Origin of the sequence: Alkalicoccobacillus porphyridii (assembly GCF_007293315.1) — a bacterium.
Lineage (GTDB): Bacteria > Bacillota > Bacilli > Bacillales > Bacillaceae_D > Alkalicoccobacillus > Alkalicoccobacillus porphyridii.
Genome location: NZ_VLXZ01000010.1, coordinates 85751 through 103025, shown reverse-complemented (window position 1 = coordinate 103025; position 17275 = coordinate 85751). Strand labels below are relative to the sequence as shown.

Genomic DNA, 17275 nt, shown 5'->3' with positions numbered 1-17275 from the left:
AGGAGTGGTTAGTATGGTTAGATTGTCAACTGAAGGCTTAGATATCGCATACGGAGATCGTGAAATAGTAAAAGGGCTAGATATAGAGATTCCAGAAGGTCAAATTACCACCATCATTGGACCGAATGGATGTGGAAAGTCAACGATCTTAAAAACGATGGCACGGATTCTAGCTGCAAAAAAAGGAGCCGTATACTTAGATGGAACCGCCATTCATAAAGAATCTACTAAAACTATTGCTAAGAAGATGGCAATCCTACCACAAACACCTGAAGCTCCAAGTGGGTTAACTGTTACAGAGCTTGTATCATATGGTCGTTTCCCACATCAAAAGGGCTTCGGAAAGCTCACTAAGGAAGACCATGAGATTGTCTATTGGGCCCTTGAGGTGACTGGTATGCTTGAGTTTCATGACCGCTCAATTGATGCATTATCCGGGGGGCAGCGCCAAAGAGTATGGATTGCAATGGCATTAGCGCAGGAAACGGACCTGCTCCTATTAGACGAACCAACAACTTACTTAGATCTTGCCCATCAATTAGAAATTCTGCAATTGCTCGAGCAATTAAATAAGGAGCAGAACCGGACAATTGTAATGGTTATACATGATTTAAATCATGCTGCTCGTTTTGCTCATCACATGGTGGCGTTGAATTCTGGTTCAATCATTAAAGAAGGAATTCCGGAAAATGTAATGACTCGTGAGGTGTTAGAGCGCGTTTTCCATATTGACGCTGAAGTCGTAAAAGACCCGCGTACAAATAAACCCGTTTGCTTAACCTACGATCTTATCAGCAAAACCGTTGTTGGTTCTAAGCAAACCTATGCATATGCTTAAACAAAATTGATGAATAATCTTAACACTGGCTTTATCTCCAATTAATATGTGCGCCTTATAATTTGGGTATAACAAGAGGAGAGGAGCCGTGTTATGGAGTCTGAAGAGAACATCGTCATCGGATCGGGTTGGGCTTTACTCATCAGCTTACCTTGTTGGGCAGTGTTAGCAGGTATAGTGAAAGGTCTTTCGCTTTTAATGTAATCTTCTCATCAACTATATAGGTTCCAAAACACGCCCTAAGCTTAATAGCTAAGGGTTTTATTTATCAGAAAAAGTTTAATCCTTTATAGCGTTTTAGTGCGAAAGAATGTTAGAATTATTAGAACGTTTTAGGGGAGGAAAAAATATGCACGTAGTAGAGAGAATTGGACAGGTTATTAGTAAGTACTTTGCGTTAATTGTCATTTTTGTTAGTGTGACTGCCTTTTTAGTACCGGGTGCCTTCACATGGATCCAACCTCACATTACGTTTCTTTTAGGTGTAATTATGTTTGGTATGGGTCTAACTATGAAGGCCTCTGACTTTGCTATAGTAGCTAAAAGACCCACTCCAGTAATAATAGGAGTCGTAGCGCAGTTCGTGTTAATGCCAGGCATCGCCTTTGCACTGACTCAAGTTTTTAATTTACCTTATGAATTAGCAGTTGGAGTTATATTGGTTGGAGCTTGCCCAGGGGGGACAGCCTCTAATGTGATGGTGTTTCTTGCAAAAGGGGATCTTCCATTATCGGTGGCTATGACGTCTATTTCTACCTTACTTGCACCAATCATGACCCCTGCCATTATGTTTCTGTTAGCCAGTCAATGGGTCGATGTCGATCCAGGGTCGATGTTTATGTCAATCGTGAACGTTATCATTATTCCGATTGCTTTAGGAATTTTGCTACGCAGATTTTTACCAGGCACCGTCGACAAAAGTGTTGGAGCGCTCCCACTCGTGTCTATCTTAGCTATCCTGGCCATTGTGACCGCCGTAGTAGCAGTCAATAAAGACAATTTAGCTGTAACAGCTGGTATATTGTTTATCGTTGTTTTGCTGCATAATACATTCGGCCTTCTGCTAGGCTATGTCACAGCATGGTTGTTTAAATTAGACGAAACAAAAAAACGAGCAGTATCAATCGAAATTGGCATGCAAAATTCAGGATTAGGAGCATCACTTGCTACCACTTACTTTGAACCAATCACAGCATTGCCAAGCGCCATCTTCTCCGTCATTCATAACATCACCGGACCAATCATGGTCTCGATCTGGTCTAAAAAACCGGTGGAGAAATAATCACACAAGAACCCCGTACCGCATTAGTGCTGTGGTATGGGGTCGTTTTTTGATGAGATGGATTGGGGGCTCTTGGTGAGGAGTGGATTCTTCTTACTGAAGTTGGTATTCCTCTTGGTAAGGAGGCAGATGTTCTTGGTGTTGAGGCGATTCGTCTTGGTAAGGTGCTCTTGCTCTTGGTAAAAAGCCGAAAGTTCTTGGTGTTGAGGCGATTTGTCTTGGTAAGGTGCTCTTGCTCTTGGTAAGGAGGCAGATGTTCTTGGTTTGGTGTTGAGGCGATTTGTCTTGGTAAGGTGCTCTTGCTCTTGGTAAGGAGGCAGATGTTCTTGGTGTTGAGGCGATTTGTCTTGGTAAGGTGCTCCGGATCTTGGTAAGGAGGCAGATGTTCTTGGTGTTGAGGTAATTTGTCTTGGTAAGGTGCTCTTGCTCTTGGTAAGGAGGCAGATGTTCTTGGTGTTGAGGCGATTCGTCTTGGTAAGGCCCTCCCGCTCTTGGTAAGGAGGCAAATGTTCTTGGTGTTGAGGCGATTCGTCTTGGTAAGGTGCTCCGGATCTTGGTAACGAGCCGAATGTTCTTGGTGCCGAAGCGATTCTTCTTGGTAAGGCCCTCTCGATCTTGGTAAGGAGCAAATGTTCTTGGTGTTGAGGCAATTTGTCTTGGTAAGGCCCTCCCGCTCTTGGTAACGAGCCGAATGTTCTTGGTGCCGAAGCGATTCGTCTTGGTAAGACCCTCCCGCTCTTGGTAACGAGTCGAATGTTCTTGGTGCCGATACCACTCTTCTTGGAAAGGCCCTCCTGCTCTTGGTAACGAGCTAAATGTTCTTGGTGCCAACGCAATTCATCTTGGTAAGACCCTCCTGCTCTTGGTAACGAGCTAAATGTTCTTGGTGCCAACGCAATTCATCTTGGTAAGACCCTCTCGCTCTTGGTAACGAGTCGAATGTTCTTGGTGCCGATGCCACTCTTCTTGGTAAGACCCTCTCGCTCTTGGTAACGAGCCAACTGTTCTTGGTGCCGAGGCATTTCATCTTGGTAAAGCCATCCCTCTCTTGGTAAAGAGCCAAATCTTCTTGGTGCCGAAGCATTTCATCTTGGTAAGGCCCTCTCGATCTTGGTAAGGAGGCAAATGTTCTTGGTGCCAAAGCAATCTATCTTGGTAAGGCCATCCCGCTCATGGTAAAGAGCCGAATGTTCTTGATACCGAAGCTACTCTTCTTGGTAAGGCCCTCCCGCTCTTGCTACCAAGCCATATGTTCTTAACACCGAAGCAATTCGTCTTGTTAGATTCTCTAAATCTCCCTCTGCACATCTTACGCTCCTCCTAAAGTATCAAAACGCACAATCCCATAAAAACCTGAGCATCTTAACGATAAAAATAGACGTCATTTGGACGACGTTAAGACGACAACCCATATAATTTTTGTTATAATAAATCTACGAAACATTGACTGAAAGATATAAATGAATGTCCGCAGAGGCGGCTTTTTTTATGCATAGAAGTAGGAGTTGATCAAGTATGGCTGATTTTAAACAGTGGAAGCATATTTTTAAGCTTGATCCAAATAAGGAGCTTTCTGATGAGGACTTAGAAGCCCTGTGTGAATCGGGAACAGATGCAATAATTGTAGGTGGTACGGATGGTGTGACCCTTGATAACACGCTGCAATTGCTTGTTCGCATTAGACGTTATGCTGTTCCATGCGCACTGGAAATTTCAAATCAGGAATCAATCACACCGGGATTCGATTATTTCTTTATACCGACTGTGCTTAATGCGCGAAATACTGACTGGATCACGGGTCATCATCATGATGCCATTAAAGAGTATGGGGCTATTATGAATTGGGACGAAATCATTCCGGAGGGGTACTGTATCTTAAACCCTGAGGCTAAGGCGGCGCAGCTCACAGAGGCGAATACGGAGTTAGATGCTGAGGATGTATTAGCTTATGCACGAATGGCGGAGCGTCTTTACAAGTTACCTATCTTTTATATTGAATATAGTGGTACGTATGGTGATGCCAATATTGTGAAGCAAGCCGCATCGGTATTAGAGCAAACCAGGTTATTTTATGGTGGGGGCATTACAACAAAAGAACAGGCGGAGGAAATGGCCGCATATGCTGATACGATCATTGTTGGAAATGTCATATATGAAAATCTAAAAGAAGCTCTAAAGACAGTACAAGCGGTAAAAGGAGACTTGCTTTCTTAGAAGAGTTTAGTAAGATAAGTTTAAGAACATTTGTTTGGTGGTGGTTGTATGCAAAGTAAGATTGTCGAGAAAATGTTAGCGGGTTTAAATCCCGAGCAGAAACAAGCAGTAATTACAACGGATGGACCGTTGCTACTGATGGCAGGTGCGGGGAGTGGGAAAACAAGAGTCCTTACTCATCGTATTGCTTATTTGTTACGTGAAAAAGAGGTGGCTCCTTGGAATGTACTGGCCATCACGTTCACCAATAAAGCAGCTCGTGAGATGAAGGATCGGGTGGCAGGACTGGTTGGACCGATTGCAGAGGATATTTGGATTTCTACGTTCCATTCCATGTGTGTGAGGATCTTACGTAGGGACATTGATCGCATTGGCTATAGCCGCAGCTTTTCTATTCTGGACTCCACGGATCAATTATCCGTCATAAAGCAAATTTTAAAAAAGCAAAATATTGATCCTAAGAAGTTTGATGCCAAAAGTATTTTGGCCTCTATTAGTTCTGCAAAAAACGAACTGCAAAAACCAACTGATTTCGCGACTAAAGCAACAGGTCCTTTTCAAGAGGTTGCTTCAGATGTTTATACAGAATATCAAAAAAGACTTAAGCAGAACAACGCTCTGGATTTTGATGATTTAATTATGAAATCCATAGAGCTATTTAAGCTTGTTCCTGAAGTATTGGAATTTTATCAGCGTAAGTTTCAATATATTCATGTGGATGAATATCAGGATACAAACAAAGCTCAATATATGCTTGTAAATATGCTGGGAGCCCGTTTGAAAAATGTATGTGTGGTTGGGGATTCTGATCAGTCAATCTATAAATGGCGTGGTGCAGACATCGGTAATATTCTTTCGTTTGAAGAAGATTACCCTAATGCAGCTGTGATTTTGTTAGAGCAGAATTATCGTTCAACCAAACGAATTCTGGATGCAGCAAATAAAGTCATTAATAATAATGCTAATAGAAAACCTAAGAATCTTTGGACTGAAAATGATGAAGGAAATAAAATTGGTCAGTTCTCTGGTGCGACGGAGCAGGATGAAGCTCACTTTGTTGTACAGCAGATCCGTAACGCCGTTCAAGAAGCAGGCTACTCGTATTCAGATATAGCAATTTTGTATCGTACAAACGCGCAATCGCGTATTATTGAGGAATTTTTCGTTAAATCTAATCTTGACTACAATATTGTTGGCGGAACTAAATTCTACGATCGTAAAGAAATTAAAGATGTGCTTGCATATCTACGCCTTATTTCCAACTTAGATGACGATATCAGCTTACAGCGAATTGTGAATGTTCCTAAACGAGGATTAGGGGCAACCACGATTGATAAAGTCCTCGCTTACGCTCTACAGAATGGAATATCTATGCATCGCGCATTGTTTGAGGCGGAAGAAATGGGCGTAACAGCTCGCGCGCTTGGTAAGCTCAAGGAGTTTCGTGATCAGATTGCCAACTGGGCACAGATGCAAGATTATTTATCCGTGACGGAACTTGTAGAAGAAGTCCTTGATAAAACAGGTTATCGTGAAGCCCTAAAAAATGAACAGACCCTTGAAGCTCAAAGTAGACTTGAGAACATTGATGAGTTTATTACTGTTACTACAGAATTTGAGAAGCGTAGCGAGGATAAGACCCTAGTAGCCTTTTTAACGGATCTAGCACTAGTAGCAGATATTGATCAGTTAGATGATAAGCAAGAGACTGGACCTAAGGATGCTATTACGATGATGACATTGCATTCTGCTAAAGGGCTGGAGTTCCCATTAGTCTTTCTTATTGGTATGGAGGAAGGATTATTTCCACATAGCCGATCACTGTTTGAACAGGATGAGATGGAAGAAGAGCGACGTTTAGCGTATGTTGGGATCACTAGAGCAGAAAAGCAACTATTTATGACCAATGCTAGAACGAGAACGATCTTTGGTCGGACAAGCGCTAATCCTCCTTCTCGATTTTTAAAAGAAATTCCCGAAGAATTTGTGGAGCTTCTTGGTGAACAGCCAGAAAGATCGATGAGATCAAGAACCGCTGCTCCTACTACGCGCCCATCAAGACCGGTTAGACCACAAGCGGTATCGACCGGTGGAGACAGCTTTGAATGGAGTGTTGGAGACAAAGCACACCACAAAAAATGGGGTGTGGGAACGGTTGTAAGTATAAAAGGAGAAGGGCAGTCCGTTGAGCTAGATATTGCCTTTCAGCCACCAACAGGTGTAAAAAGGCTATTTGCTCAATTTGCACCGATTACGAAAGAATAGAAAGGACGAGCAGAATGGACAAGGATCAAGCCAAAAAACAGCTTGAGGAATTAAGAGAGAAGCTGGAGAAGTATGGCTATTATTACTATGTGCTGGACAATCCAATTGTACCGGATCAAGAGTACGACACATTGTTACAGGAGCTTCTTACAATTGAAGAGCAATTTCCTGATTTGGTTACAGAGGATTCTCCATCTGTTCGTATTGGCGGTGCGCCGCTTCCTTATTTTACGAAGGTTTCTCACAACGTACCGATGATGAGCTTAGGGAATGCATTTAATGAACAGGATCTGCGAGATTTTGACCGTCGTGTGCGTCAATTCGCGGGTGAAGAGGATGTTGCATATATTTGTGAGCTGAAAATAGATGGGCTTGCTGTTTCATTAACGTATGAATCTGGCAAGCTTGTGCGGGGAGCAACAAGAGGAGACGGGACGACAGGTGAGGATATTACAAGTAATTTGAAAACCGTATCGGCCATCCCTCTTCGCATAAAGTCGGATGTGAATTTAGAGGTTCGTGGAGAGGCATACATGCCAAAAGCCTCCTTTGAAGCATTAAATGAAGCTAAAAAAGAAGCAGACGAAGAGCCTTTTGCCAATCCTCGAAATGCGGCTGCGGGATCGTTACGCCAGTTAGATCCAAAAATTGCTGCTAAACGTAACCTGTCTATGTTTGTATATTCAATTGGAGAGCTTGAGGGCAAAGAAATTCATTCACACTATGAAGGGTTAACCTTTTTAAAAGACGCTGGATTTAAAGTGAATCCAGAGACAACCAAATGTGAAACCATTGAAGATGTCATTGCCTATACTGAAAAATGGGTGGAGAAGCGACACGATTTGTCGTATGAAATTGACGGCATCGTCATTAAAGTGGACTCTTTAGCCCTGCAAAAAGAAATGGGCTTTACGGCTAAAAGTCCACGATGGGCCACAGCGTATAAATTTCCAGCAGAGGAGGTTGTGACAAAGCTGTTGGACATTGAGTTAACAGTTGGTCGGACTGGCGCTATAACTCCTACAGCTTTGCTTACGCCTGTATCCGTTGCTGGAACAACAGTGAGAAGAGCCTCGCTACATAACGAAGATCTTATTCGTGAGAAGGATGTAAAGCTTGGAGATTCGGTTGTCGTGAAAAAAGCAGGAGATATTATCCCTGAAGTTGTGAATGTTCTAGTTGATTTGCGAACAGGGGAAGAGCGGGAATTTCATATGCCCACTCATTGCCCGGAATGTGAAAGTGAGCTTGTACGACTAGAAGGTGAAGTAGCACTTCGCTGCATCAACCCAGAGTGCCCAGCTCAAATACGAGAAGGACTTATTCACTTTGTCTCAAGAACGGCAATGAACATTGATGGCTTAGGAGAAAAGGTCATTACTCAATTATTTGCCCATCAATTAATAGGAAATGTGGCAGATTTGTATACATTAGAGAAGGAAGAATTATTGAAGCTTGAACGAATGGGAGAAAAGTCAGTCGAAAATCTGTTACACTCAATAGAGATTTCTAAGTCGAACTCGATGGAACGAGTATTGTTTGGGTTAGGGATTCGATTTATAGGTGCAAAAGCAGCAAAAACGTTAGCTCAGCACTTCCAAACCATGGACCGATTAAGTCAAGCGACAAAGGAACAATTAGTCGCTGTTGATGAAATTGGTGAAAAAATGGCTGATTCCATCGTTAGTTATTTTGAGAAACCAGAGGTACACGATCTTCTTGAACGATTACAGCAAGTAGGTCTAAATTTAACATATACGGGTCCGGCTCTAAATACAGCCAGCACAGCAGATGAAGAGTCATTTTTTATGGGGAAAACAGTGGTCCTAACAGGAAAGCTAGAAGAACTCTCCAGAGAAGAGGCAAAAGAACGGCTCGAAGCACTTGGCAGTAAAGTGACGGGAAGTGTTAGTAAAAAAACAGATCTTGTTATTGCGGGTACAGATGCCGGTTCGAAGCGAAGCAAAGCCGAAGATCTTGGAATTGAAATATGGGATGAAGCAAAATTATTACAAGAGCTGGACCAAACATAAATAATGTACGAGAGGGGCAAGTTGGTTCATGTTTAAAAGATGGGGATTGGTTTCTTTACCTTTAATTCTAGTGATGACAGGTTGTTTTCCTTTTACTCAAGAGGAGCCTGAGGAAACAGAGGTAGAGAATCCAAATAATGATCAAGAAATTACGATTGTCCCGCCGGTCTCTTCACCAGAGAACTATTATCAAGCGATCCTATTTAATGGTCAATATATGAGTGGTGTAACTCGTGGTTTTGGAACAGATGTAGTGTATAACCGACTTGATCTTGATCAGCTTGAGATGGGTTTAACTCGTATTGCCAAAGAGCATTTCCCACAAGAGCAATACTCGTTAAGAGAGGGACAATTCATTAACCGTGACGAACTAAATAGTTGGTTAAGACGATATGATGAAGAGGATAATCCCCTTGGATTAAATCCACCTTTAGGCGATGGAGATAATAGAAGAGAGCAAGAAGAGAGTAATCCAAGAACCCTGTCTCATATTCTTGAGCAGAACTATATGGTTGAAAATGATAATGGTGAAATTGAGTTAGGTGGCATTGTAATTGGTGTTTCACTAAACAGTGTGTACCATTTCCGAACTGAAGATGATCAAGGGCGATATAACTTCTATGATACGGCTGTAGATAACGAAATAAGTATTGAAGATGGCGAACGAATTGCAAACGAAATTGTTGCTCGCTTACGTGATCAAGAACGCGAAGAAGGGGCATTTAATAATATTCCAATTGTTGTTGGCTTATTTCGTGAACAGCCTAGAGAGTCTGTCATCTCAGGTTCTTACTTACAGGCGTCCATCGCAGAACCAAATGGGGAGCTTGGAGGCTGGCAATCGATCAATGAGAACAATTATTTATTCCCATCTGATCGAGCCAATCAAGATGTAAGAGATGATTCAGATGAGTTCTCAAGGTTCCAAGATCAAATCCAAAACTTCTTTAACACATATGTGGGAGTTGTCGGTAGAGGATTTTATCAGGACGACCGCTTAACTGAGTTAACTGTAGATATTCCACTTCGCTACAATGGCAAAACAGAGATCGTTGCCTTAACTCAATTTGTCGCTTCTCTTATCCCAGAGTATTATGATGATATAAGAGTGGAAGTGAATATAAGTTCAGTGAATGGTACTCAGGAAAGTTTAATTGTTGGAGAGCCTGGTGAAGAGCCCTTTATCCATGTGATGGACTAAAGAAACGAGCCTTATTTTTCCTATTATTGGTGGAGATTCGAGCTTTTTTGAGCAAATTTGTAACAATCTCAAAAAAGTATTTAACATTTAAGCTTTACATGATATAGTAAATTCGGTTAGACATGAGAGAAGGGTGGTCATCAGACATCTGATGACTAGGGCCGCTCATTTACAACTGCTCTTTGCAGGTGGACAAGCCATATGCAAAGGGGTGGGATGTATAAATAAAAGGGGGCAATTCGTTTGAAAAAGTGGTTAAGTACACTTACATTAACAACGGCAGCGGTTCTTGCACTGTCTGCATGTGGTTCATCAGGTGAGGACAACACGAATGATGAAAGCACAGGATCTGGAGACGGAGAAGCAACAGAAGCTGCAGATTTTACAGTAGGTATGGTTACAGATGTAGGTGGAATTGATGATAAGTCATTTAACCAGTCTGCATGGGAAGGTATGCAAGCATTTGGTGCTGAGCATGGTCTTGAAGAGAACACTAATTATAGCTACCTACAGTCAGGCAGCCTAGATGATTTTGAACCAAACCTACGCCAACTAGTTCGTGAAGATTATGATTTAACTTGGGGTATTGGATTCTTAATGGAGGATGCTATTCGTACTGTTGCAACTCAAAACGAAGATGCACAACTTGCAATCGTTGATACAGTTGTAGCTGATGAAAATGGCGATACCATTCCAAACATCGCAAACATTACATTTAAAGAACATGAAGGTTCATTCTTAGTAGGCGTTATTGCTGCAATGAACTCTGAAACAGATAAAGTAGGATTTTTAGGTGGAGTAGAAGGTACTCTAATTAAGAAGTTTGAAAATGGTTTTAAAGCAGGCGTGAAATCTGTAAACCCAGATGCTGAGATTGAAGTTCAATATGTTGCAGACTTTAACGATCCAACAAGAGCACAACAAATTGCTAACACAATGTACTCAAATGGCATTGATATTATCTATCATGCTGCTGGAGATTCAGGTAACGGAGTATTTACAGAAGCGATCAACCGTGCACGTAACAACGAAAATGTATGGGTAATCGGTGTTGACCGTGACCAGTATGAAGAAGGTTTATACGGTGAAGAATCTGTAACGTTAACTTCTATGGTTAAACGCACAGACCAAGCTGTACAAATTGTTTCTGAAGACACAATGAACGGTAACTTCCCTGGTGGAGAAGTACTAGAATTCGGTTTAGAGGATTCTGCAATTGATATTTCTGAGTCTGAACAAAATCTTTCAGAAGAAGATCTAAGTGCAGTTGAAGATTATAAAGCACAAATTGCTAATGGTGAAATCGACGTTCCTCAAACGGATGAAGAATACGACGCATTTCTAGAGCAATAAATAGCGACTTATGTATAGAAAGACAAAGGCTAGTGCTTACTAGCCTTTGTTTCATGTATGATAGCTGCGCTAAAAAAGGATGGTTGATGAATGGCTTCGGTCCTGTTCATCAGCGATCCTTTACATAACGGCAGCATATTCGGTTATTCGAAGCAAGGAGTGAACACGATGAGCTATGTCATTGAAATGAACGGGATCCGCAAAGAATTTCCGGGCATCGTAGCAAATGACAACATAACGCTTCAGGTAAAAAAAGGTGAAATTCATGCACTTCTTGGCGAAAATGGTGCAGGGAAATCGACACTCATGAATGTCTTGTTTGGACTGTATCAACCAGAAAAAGGTGAAATTAAGGTTCGAGGTGAGAAGGTTAATATCACGGACCCAAATGAAGCCAACCGTCTAGGTATCGGCATGGTGCACCAGCATTTTATGCTTGTTGAGAAATTTAATGTTACAGAGAATATAATTTTAGGTAGTGAGCCAACTAAGGGCGGAAGAATCAATCTAAAAAAAGCAGCTAAAGAAGTCGCCGAGATTTCTAAACGATATGGTCTCTCTGTGGATCCCTATGCAAAGGTTGAAGATATCTCCGTTGGTATGCAGCAGCGTGCTGAAATCTTGAAAACGTTATACCGTGGCGCAGATATTCTAATCTTTGATGAGCCTACAGCTGTTCTTACTCCACAAGAGATCAAAGAGCTTATGGGCATTATGAAGACACTTGTGGCTGAAGGTAAATCAATTATTATGATTACACATAAGCTAAAGGAAATAAAAGCGATTTGTGATCGTTGTACCGTTATTCGACGTGGCGTGGGCATCGGTACAGTGGATGTAGCTGATACGGATACACAGCAGCTTGCCAATATGATGGTAGGACGTGAAGTTAACTTTAAAGTAGATAAAACTCCTGCAGAGCCTAAGGAAACGGTCCTTTCTGTTAAAGATCTCACAGTTAAAGACAGCCGCGGGATTGAGATGGTTAAGTCATTAAATCTGAGCATACGCTCGGGTGAAATTGTTGGTTTAGCTGGGGTAGAGGGGAACGGCCAATCTGAATTAATTGAAGCCATTACCGGTTTAAAGAAAGCTGAATCTGGTTCAATTGAGCTAAAAGGCAAAACCCTTAGTGGCCTCTCACCACGTAAAGTGACGGAATCAGGCATCGGTCATATACCTGAGGATCGTCATAAACTTGGTCTCGTTCTTAATTTTACAGTCGGTGAAAACATTGGACTGCAAACATATTACAAAGAGCCTTTATCGAAGTACTCCATTTTGAATTATAAAGCTCTTTACGAAAAAGCCGAAGAGCTAATTAAAGATTATGATGTGAGGACACCTAGTGCCCATACACAAGCAAGAGCACTTTCTGGAGGTAATCAGCAAAAAGCGATTATTGCCCGGGAAGTCGACCGTTCACCTGAATTGTTAATTGCTGCTCAGCCTACACGTGGTTTAGATGTAGGGGCGATTGAAACCATTCATAAGCGTTTAATAAAAGAACGAGATAAAGGACGAGCTGTATTGCTAATGTCTTTGGAGCTAGATGAAGTATTAAACGTCAGTGACCGAATTGCTGTTATTTATGATGGTGAAATTGTAGACATTGTAGAAGCCAGCGAAACAAACGAACAACAGCTTGGTTTATTAATGGCTGGCGGAAAAGCGAAAGCAGGTGAATCCGAATGAAATCATTTTTCATGAGCCGGAGCCGCTGGTTTAATGTTTCGATTCCTCTAATCGCGATCTTTCTTGGCTTACTAGTAGGCGGAATCATTATGCTTGTGAGTGGTTATAATCCTATTGAAGGTTATATCGCTCTATTTTCAGGGATATTTAGTGAATCGTTTTACATTGGAGAAACGATCCGTGCGATGACACCTTTGATTTTATCTGGTCTGGCAGTAGCATTCGCTTATCGAGCAGGTTTATTAAACATCGGGGTAGAAGGGCAAGTTATCGTAGGTTGGCTAGCAGCTGTGTACGTTGGTATTGTCGTTGATGCACCAATGGTCATTCACTTGCCTCTTGCCATATTAGCAGGTGCTGCAGCTGGAGCGATTTGGGCATTTGTTCCAGGTCTGTTAAAAGCAAAATTTCATGTAAATGAGGTTATTGTTAGTATCATGATGAACTACGTGGCTTATCACGTAGTAAACACAATCATTCGAGCATATCTACTCGTTCCGGGCGAACGAACTGAAACAATTCAACCAACCGCATCCTTGCAATCAGAATTTCTTGAATCCATTACAGATTATTCAAGAATTCATTACGGAATCATAGTGGCTATTATGGCATGTATCATCATGTGGTTTATTCTTTGGAAGACGACACTTGGCTACGAGCTTCGTTCCGTTGGTTTTAACCAACATGCTTCTCGTTATGCCGGAATGAATGTAGGTCGCAATGTCATCTTTACGATGCTAATCTCTGGCTCATTCGCTGGGCTTGCCGGAGCTATGCAAGGCCTAGGTGTGTTTGGCTACATGACAATTTTGACCGGGTTTACCAATATAGGATTTGATGGGATTGCCGTTGCACTACTAGGAGCTAATACCTCCGTCGGGATCTTTTTATCTGCGCTATTGTTTGGTGGATTAAAATCAGGTGCCATTACAATGCAATCGCAAGCTGGTGTACCAAATGAATTGATAGATATCGTTATTGCTCTTATCATTTTCTTTGTTGCGTCAAGTTATATTATTAGATGGGTACTTTTACGAATTCAAAAGAAGGAGGGGAATCAATAATGAGTATTATGGCGATTTTAGCTCTTGTTGTTCCTGCCGCGATCTATGCAGCAGCTCCCCTTATGTTAACGGCTCTAGGTGGTTTGTTCAGTGAACGATCTGGTGTTATTAATATTGGTTTAGAAGGTCTTATGGTAGTAGGTGCGTTCTCAGCGATTGTTACAACACTAACGCTTGAAGCTGCTGGAGTGGGGGCCGCCTCAGTCTGGTTAGGCCTACTGGCTGCTATATTATTTGGAGCTCTTTTCTCCTTAATACATGCTGTCGCTTCCATCCATTTTCGTGCCGACCAAGTTGTAAGTGGTGTAGCGATAAACTTTTTGGCCGTTGGACTATGCGTATTCCTAATCAAACTAATTTACGATGGAAGAGGACAAACAGACTACATCCAAAACCGTTTTTATCGATTTGATGTACCCATCTTGAGTGACATTCCGTTTATCGGACCACTGTTTTTCTCAAACACATACATCACATCGTTTATCGCAATTGGACTTGCTGTCGTTGTCTACTTTGTGATTTACTTTACGCCATTCGGCTTACGTCTTCGCTCTGTCGGGGAACATCCGCAAGCAGCTGACACTATGGGTATTAACGTAACCCGTATGCGCTATATCGGTGTTATGCTCAGTGGTGCTTTTGGAGGACTTGGTGGAGCAGCACTGGCTGTTACCGTAACTGGCCAATTCTCGGGTACTACCATAGCCGGTCAAGGATTTATGGCACTTGCTGCCTTGATCTTTGGAAAATGGCATCCACTTGGCGCCATGGGAGCCGCTCTTTTTTTCGGCTTCGCTCAAGCACTCAGCATCACCGGAGCTCAGATCCCGCTACTCGCCAGCGTACCATCTGTTTTCCTACTCATCGCACCATATGTCCTGACCATCCTTGCGTTAGCAGGATTTGTCGGACGCTCAGAAGGTCCAAAAGCACTTGGCTCCGCTTATTTAAAAGGATCAAGATAAATGCATTGTGGGAACCCTGCTTGCCTGGGAAGGTGAGCGGGGTTTTTTAGAGTGAATGGGTCACCTGATGGAGAGGGGTTGCGCCCACTGGGGGCCAGAAGTCGCCGGATGGGTAGGAGAGTCGCCCAATGGAGCTAGGAAAACGCCCGATGGAGGGCAGTGTCGCCCAATGGAGCTGGGAATACGCCGGATGGGTAGGAGAGTCGCCCAATGAAGCTGTCGGTTGGAATACCAAACTGTAGCGACGATGGAAGACCCCCATAAGACAAACAAAAATTTTAATGTTTTGAGAGTGCCTCTCAGGGTATGGAATGCAAATAATAAAATGAGGTGTTAATAATGACAAATAGTAGGTGGCTTGACGCACTTATTGCTTTTATCATGGCGTCAGTTGGTAGTATGGCATTTCGCTTTGCTCGTCTTAATAGTGATTATAATTTTGCAGAGAATTGGATAGAGCATGTATTCATTGGATTGGCTTTTGCTATTGTTTATGCTCTGCTTCCTCAAAAACTAAAAAAACGTAAGAGTTGATCTATTTATAAGGAGTACCTCCACAGAAAAAAGACCAACCGCATCCTTCCAAGGTTGATCTTTCCTTCCATACTTATTTTATCCCTGACATTGTAAATCCATCAACAATATATTTCTGAAAAATTGCAAAGACAATCAAAATTGGTACGACCATGACTGCGGAGCCAGCCATTTGAAGCGCATAGTTTTCACCGGCTTGACCCTGTAACAGAGCGAGACCGACAGACAGGGTGTACAAGTCCTGTGAGTTTGCAATAATGAGCGGCCATAGGAAGCTGTTCCATGCACCAATAAATGCAAGGATAGCTTGTACGGCGATGATGGGCTTAGCCATAGGTAACACGAGCTTAAAGAAGATATAGAACTCGCCGGCCCCGTCTAACCGTGCTGCCTCTAGTAAAGCCTCAGGTATTGTGGTCATGAATTGTTTGAATAAGAAAATACTAAATGCCGCCACGAGACCAGGCAAAACAATTCCGGTCATCGTATTCGTCAGGCCCATTTGATTCAAAATTAAATACACAGGGATCATCGTAACCTGACCTGGGATCATCATGGTTGCTAGGACTAAAAAGAAGATGGGGCGATTCCCTTTAAATTTAAATTTAGCAAAGCTGTATCCCGCCATAGCGTTAAAGAATAAACCGATCATCGCGCAGGCAACTAGGATAAGCGTATTGCGTAAATATCTGCCAAAATTCATTTCTGTAAATAGTCTTGTAAAATTCTCCATCGTCCATGTTTGTGGAAGAATACGCACTGGTATTTGAATTAATTCTGGATTCGGTTTAAAGGCTGACAGCAGCATCCACAAAAAAGGAATCGACAGGATTAATCCAATCAGAATGAGTAGAACGGAAACGATGCCTACTTCTGTTTTTGAGCGTTGGTTTACGGCCATAGTGATACCTCCTTAAATATCCTCTTGTTTTTTGCGTAGCTTAAATTGGATGAGTGTCGCAATAATAATGATGATAAACAATACAAACGAAGCAGCGGCAGCATAGCCGAAGTTGCTGTAGCTGAAGCCAGTTTCATAAATAAACAATGCAATCGACATGGTTCCATCTAGCGGCCCACCCTGGGTCATAACAAAGGGCTCTTCGAAAAATTGTAGCCAGCCAATTAAAGTAGTGACGGTAATAAAAAATGTCGCAAATCCCAAGAGCGGAAATGTAATTTTAAAAAACTGCTGGGTGCGACTTGCTCCATCAATGGTTGCGGCTTCGTAATAATCCTTTGGAATGGATTGCAGGGCAGCAAGATAGATAAGCATGTTAATACCGATTCCCTTCCAGACGGCTAAGATAATCAAGGAAAGCTTTGCAATCGTTGGCCCCTCAAGCCATGGCACAGGCCCGGCATTGATAAAGGCAAGGATCTGATTAAACAAACCGTAGGATACGTTGTACAGAAACCCCCAGATAACAGCGATGGCGACAATGTTTGTGATCGCTGGCATGTAGTAAATCACTCGAAAGAAACGAAATAGTTTATTGGAACCATAATTAAGAAGTAAGGCTGCTCCTAGTGAACAGAAGATGACCATTGGAACTCCAATGACAACATAGAAAAAGGTATTGTACATCGCTGTCCAAAAGATTGGGTCTGATAGCAAGACGATATAATTTTCTAAACCAATAAACGTAATGTTTGACCAGTTTGTAATACCTCGTAAGTCCATATCTGTAAAGCTAATAGCAAGTGCAATAATGATGGGTAAAACAGCGAATATAATAAGCAACACAACGGCTGGTGTGATAAAGATATATGGTTCTGGTTTAATACGACGTTTTGGTTGCGCATCTTTTCTGCGAGCAATCTCCATTTC

The 17275-nt window shown here is 42.2% G+C and carries 13 protein-coding genes; 11 read left to right on the top strand and 2 right to left on the bottom strand.

Going from position 1 to position 17275, the window contains the following annotated elements:
- Positions 1-13: 13 nt before the first annotated feature.
- From FN960_RS15720 to FN960_RS15670, 11 genes are all read left to right on the top strand, one after another.
- Entirely contained in the window at positions 14-838 is an 825-nt protein-coding gene (locus FN960_RS15720; RefSeq protein WP_143849803.1) for an ABC transporter ATP-binding protein, read from the top strand.
- A gap of 349 nt (positions 839-1187) precedes the next feature.
- Positions 1188-2120 carry a bile acid:sodium symporter family protein gene (locus FN960_RS15715; protein ID WP_143849802.1) on the top strand — a complete coding sequence of 311 codons (933 nt, stop codon included), beginning with the start codon at positions 1188-1190 and terminating at the stop codon, positions 2118-2120.
- A gap of 1515 nt (positions 2121-3635) precedes the next feature.
- The gene (pcrB, locus tag FN960_RS15710; RefSeq protein WP_143849801.1) at positions 3636-4334 is read left to right on the top strand and encodes a heptaprenylglyceryl phosphate synthase; all 699 of its coding nucleotides are present in this window, start codon (positions 3636-3638) and stop codon (positions 4332-4334) included.
- Between the two features lie 48 nt (positions 4335-4382).
- A complete protein-coding gene (pcrA, locus tag FN960_RS15705) occupies positions 4383-6599 on the top strand; it encodes a DNA helicase PcrA (RefSeq protein WP_143849800.1) in 2217 nt (738 codons plus the stop codon).
- Between the two features lie 14 nt (positions 6600-6613).
- Positions 6614-8632 carry an NAD-dependent DNA ligase LigA gene (gene ligA / locus FN960_RS15700; RefSeq protein WP_143849799.1) on the top strand — a complete coding sequence of 673 codons (2019 nt, stop codon included), beginning with the start codon at positions 6614-6616 and terminating at the stop codon, positions 8630-8632.
- Positions 8633-8660: 28 nt separating this feature from the next.
- A complete protein-coding gene (locus FN960_RS15695; RefSeq protein WP_143849798.1) occupies positions 8661-9833 on the top strand; it encodes a CamS family sex pheromone protein in 1173 nt (390 codons plus the stop codon).
- 243 nt (positions 9834-10076) lie between these two features.
- Entirely contained in the window at positions 10077-11186 is a 1110-nt protein-coding gene (locus FN960_RS15690; protein WP_185971065.1) for a BMP family lipoprotein, read from the top strand.
- A 168-nt stretch (positions 11187-11354) separates the two neighbouring features.
- Positions 11355-12881, top strand: a complete 1527-nt coding sequence (locus tag FN960_RS15685) for an ABC transporter ATP-binding protein (RefSeq protein ID WP_143849797.1) — start codon at positions 11355-11357, stop codon at positions 12879-12881.
- 11 nt (positions 12882-12892) lie between these two features.
- The gene (locus tag FN960_RS15680) at positions 12893-13945 is read left to right on the top strand and encodes an ABC transporter permease (RefSeq protein ID WP_143849837.1); all 1053 of its coding nucleotides are present in this window, start codon (positions 12893-12895) and stop codon (positions 13943-13945) included.
- On the top strand, positions 13945-14910 hold the full coding sequence (locus FN960_RS15675; RefSeq protein WP_143849796.1) for an ABC transporter permease: 966 nt from the start codon (positions 13945-13947) through the stop codon (positions 14908-14910). The genes FN960_RS15680 and FN960_RS15675 overlap by 1 nt, the downstream gene beginning before the upstream one ends.
- Before the next feature lie 339 nt (positions 14911-15249).
- On the top strand, positions 15250-15444 hold the full coding sequence (locus FN960_RS15670; RefSeq protein ID WP_143849795.1) for a hypothetical protein: 195 nt from the start codon (positions 15250-15252) through the stop codon (positions 15442-15444).
- Between the two features lie 73 nt (positions 15445-15517).
- Here FN960_RS15670 and FN960_RS15665 read toward each other — a convergent pair whose 3' ends face one another.
- Entirely contained in the window at positions 15518-16345 is an 828-nt protein-coding gene (locus FN960_RS15665) for a carbohydrate ABC transporter permease (RefSeq protein ID WP_143849794.1), read from the bottom strand.
- A gap of 12 nt (positions 16346-16357) precedes the next feature.
- The gene (locus FN960_RS15660) at positions 16358-17272 is read right to left on the bottom strand and encodes a carbohydrate ABC transporter permease (protein ID WP_143849793.1); all 915 of its coding nucleotides are present in this window, start codon (positions 17270-17272) and stop codon (positions 16358-16360) included.
- Positions 17273-17275: the final 3 nt, after the last annotated feature.

Coding starts and splice junctions, on each gene's coding strand:
- FN960_RS15660 (WP_143849793.1), bottom strand. CDS start 17,272: ATGGAGATTGCTCGCAGAAAAGATGCGCAACCAAAACGTCGTATTAAA.
- ligA (WP_143849799.1), top strand. CDS start 6,614: ATGGACAAGGATCAAGCCAAAAAACAGCTTGAGGAATTAAGAGAGAAG.
- FN960_RS15680 (WP_143849837.1), top strand. CDS start 12,893: ATGAGCCGGAGCCGCTGGTTTAATGTTTCGATTCCTCTAATCGCGATC.
- pcrA (WP_143849800.1), top strand. CDS start 4,383: ATGCAAAGTAAGATTGTCGAGAAAATGTTAGCGGGTTTAAATCCCGAG.
- FN960_RS15675 (WP_143849796.1), top strand. CDS start 13,945: ATGAGTATTATGGCGATTTTAGCTCTTGTTGTTCCTGCCGCGATCTAT.
- FN960_RS15685 (WP_143849797.1), top strand. CDS start 11,355: ATGAGCTATGTCATTGAAATGAACGGGATCCGCAAAGAATTTCCGGGC.
- FN960_RS15715 (WP_143849802.1), top strand. CDS start 1,188: ATGCACGTAGTAGAGAGAATTGGACAGGTTATTAGTAAGTACTTTGCG.
- FN960_RS15695 (WP_143849798.1), top strand. CDS start 8,661: ATGTTTAAAAGATGGGGATTGGTTTCTTTACCTTTAATTCTAGTGATG.
- pcrB (WP_143849801.1), top strand. CDS start 3,636: ATGGCTGATTTTAAACAGTGGAAGCATATTTTTAAGCTTGATCCAAAT.
- FN960_RS15720 (WP_143849803.1), top strand. CDS start 14: ATGGTTAGATTGTCAACTGAAGGCTTAGATATCGCATACGGAGATCGT.
- FN960_RS15670 (WP_143849795.1), top strand. CDS start 15,250: ATGACAAATAGTAGGTGGCTTGACGCACTTATTGCTTTTATCATGGCG.
- FN960_RS15665 (WP_143849794.1), bottom strand. CDS start 16,345: ATGGCCGTAAACCAACGCTCAAAAACAGAAGTAGGCATCGTTTCCGTT.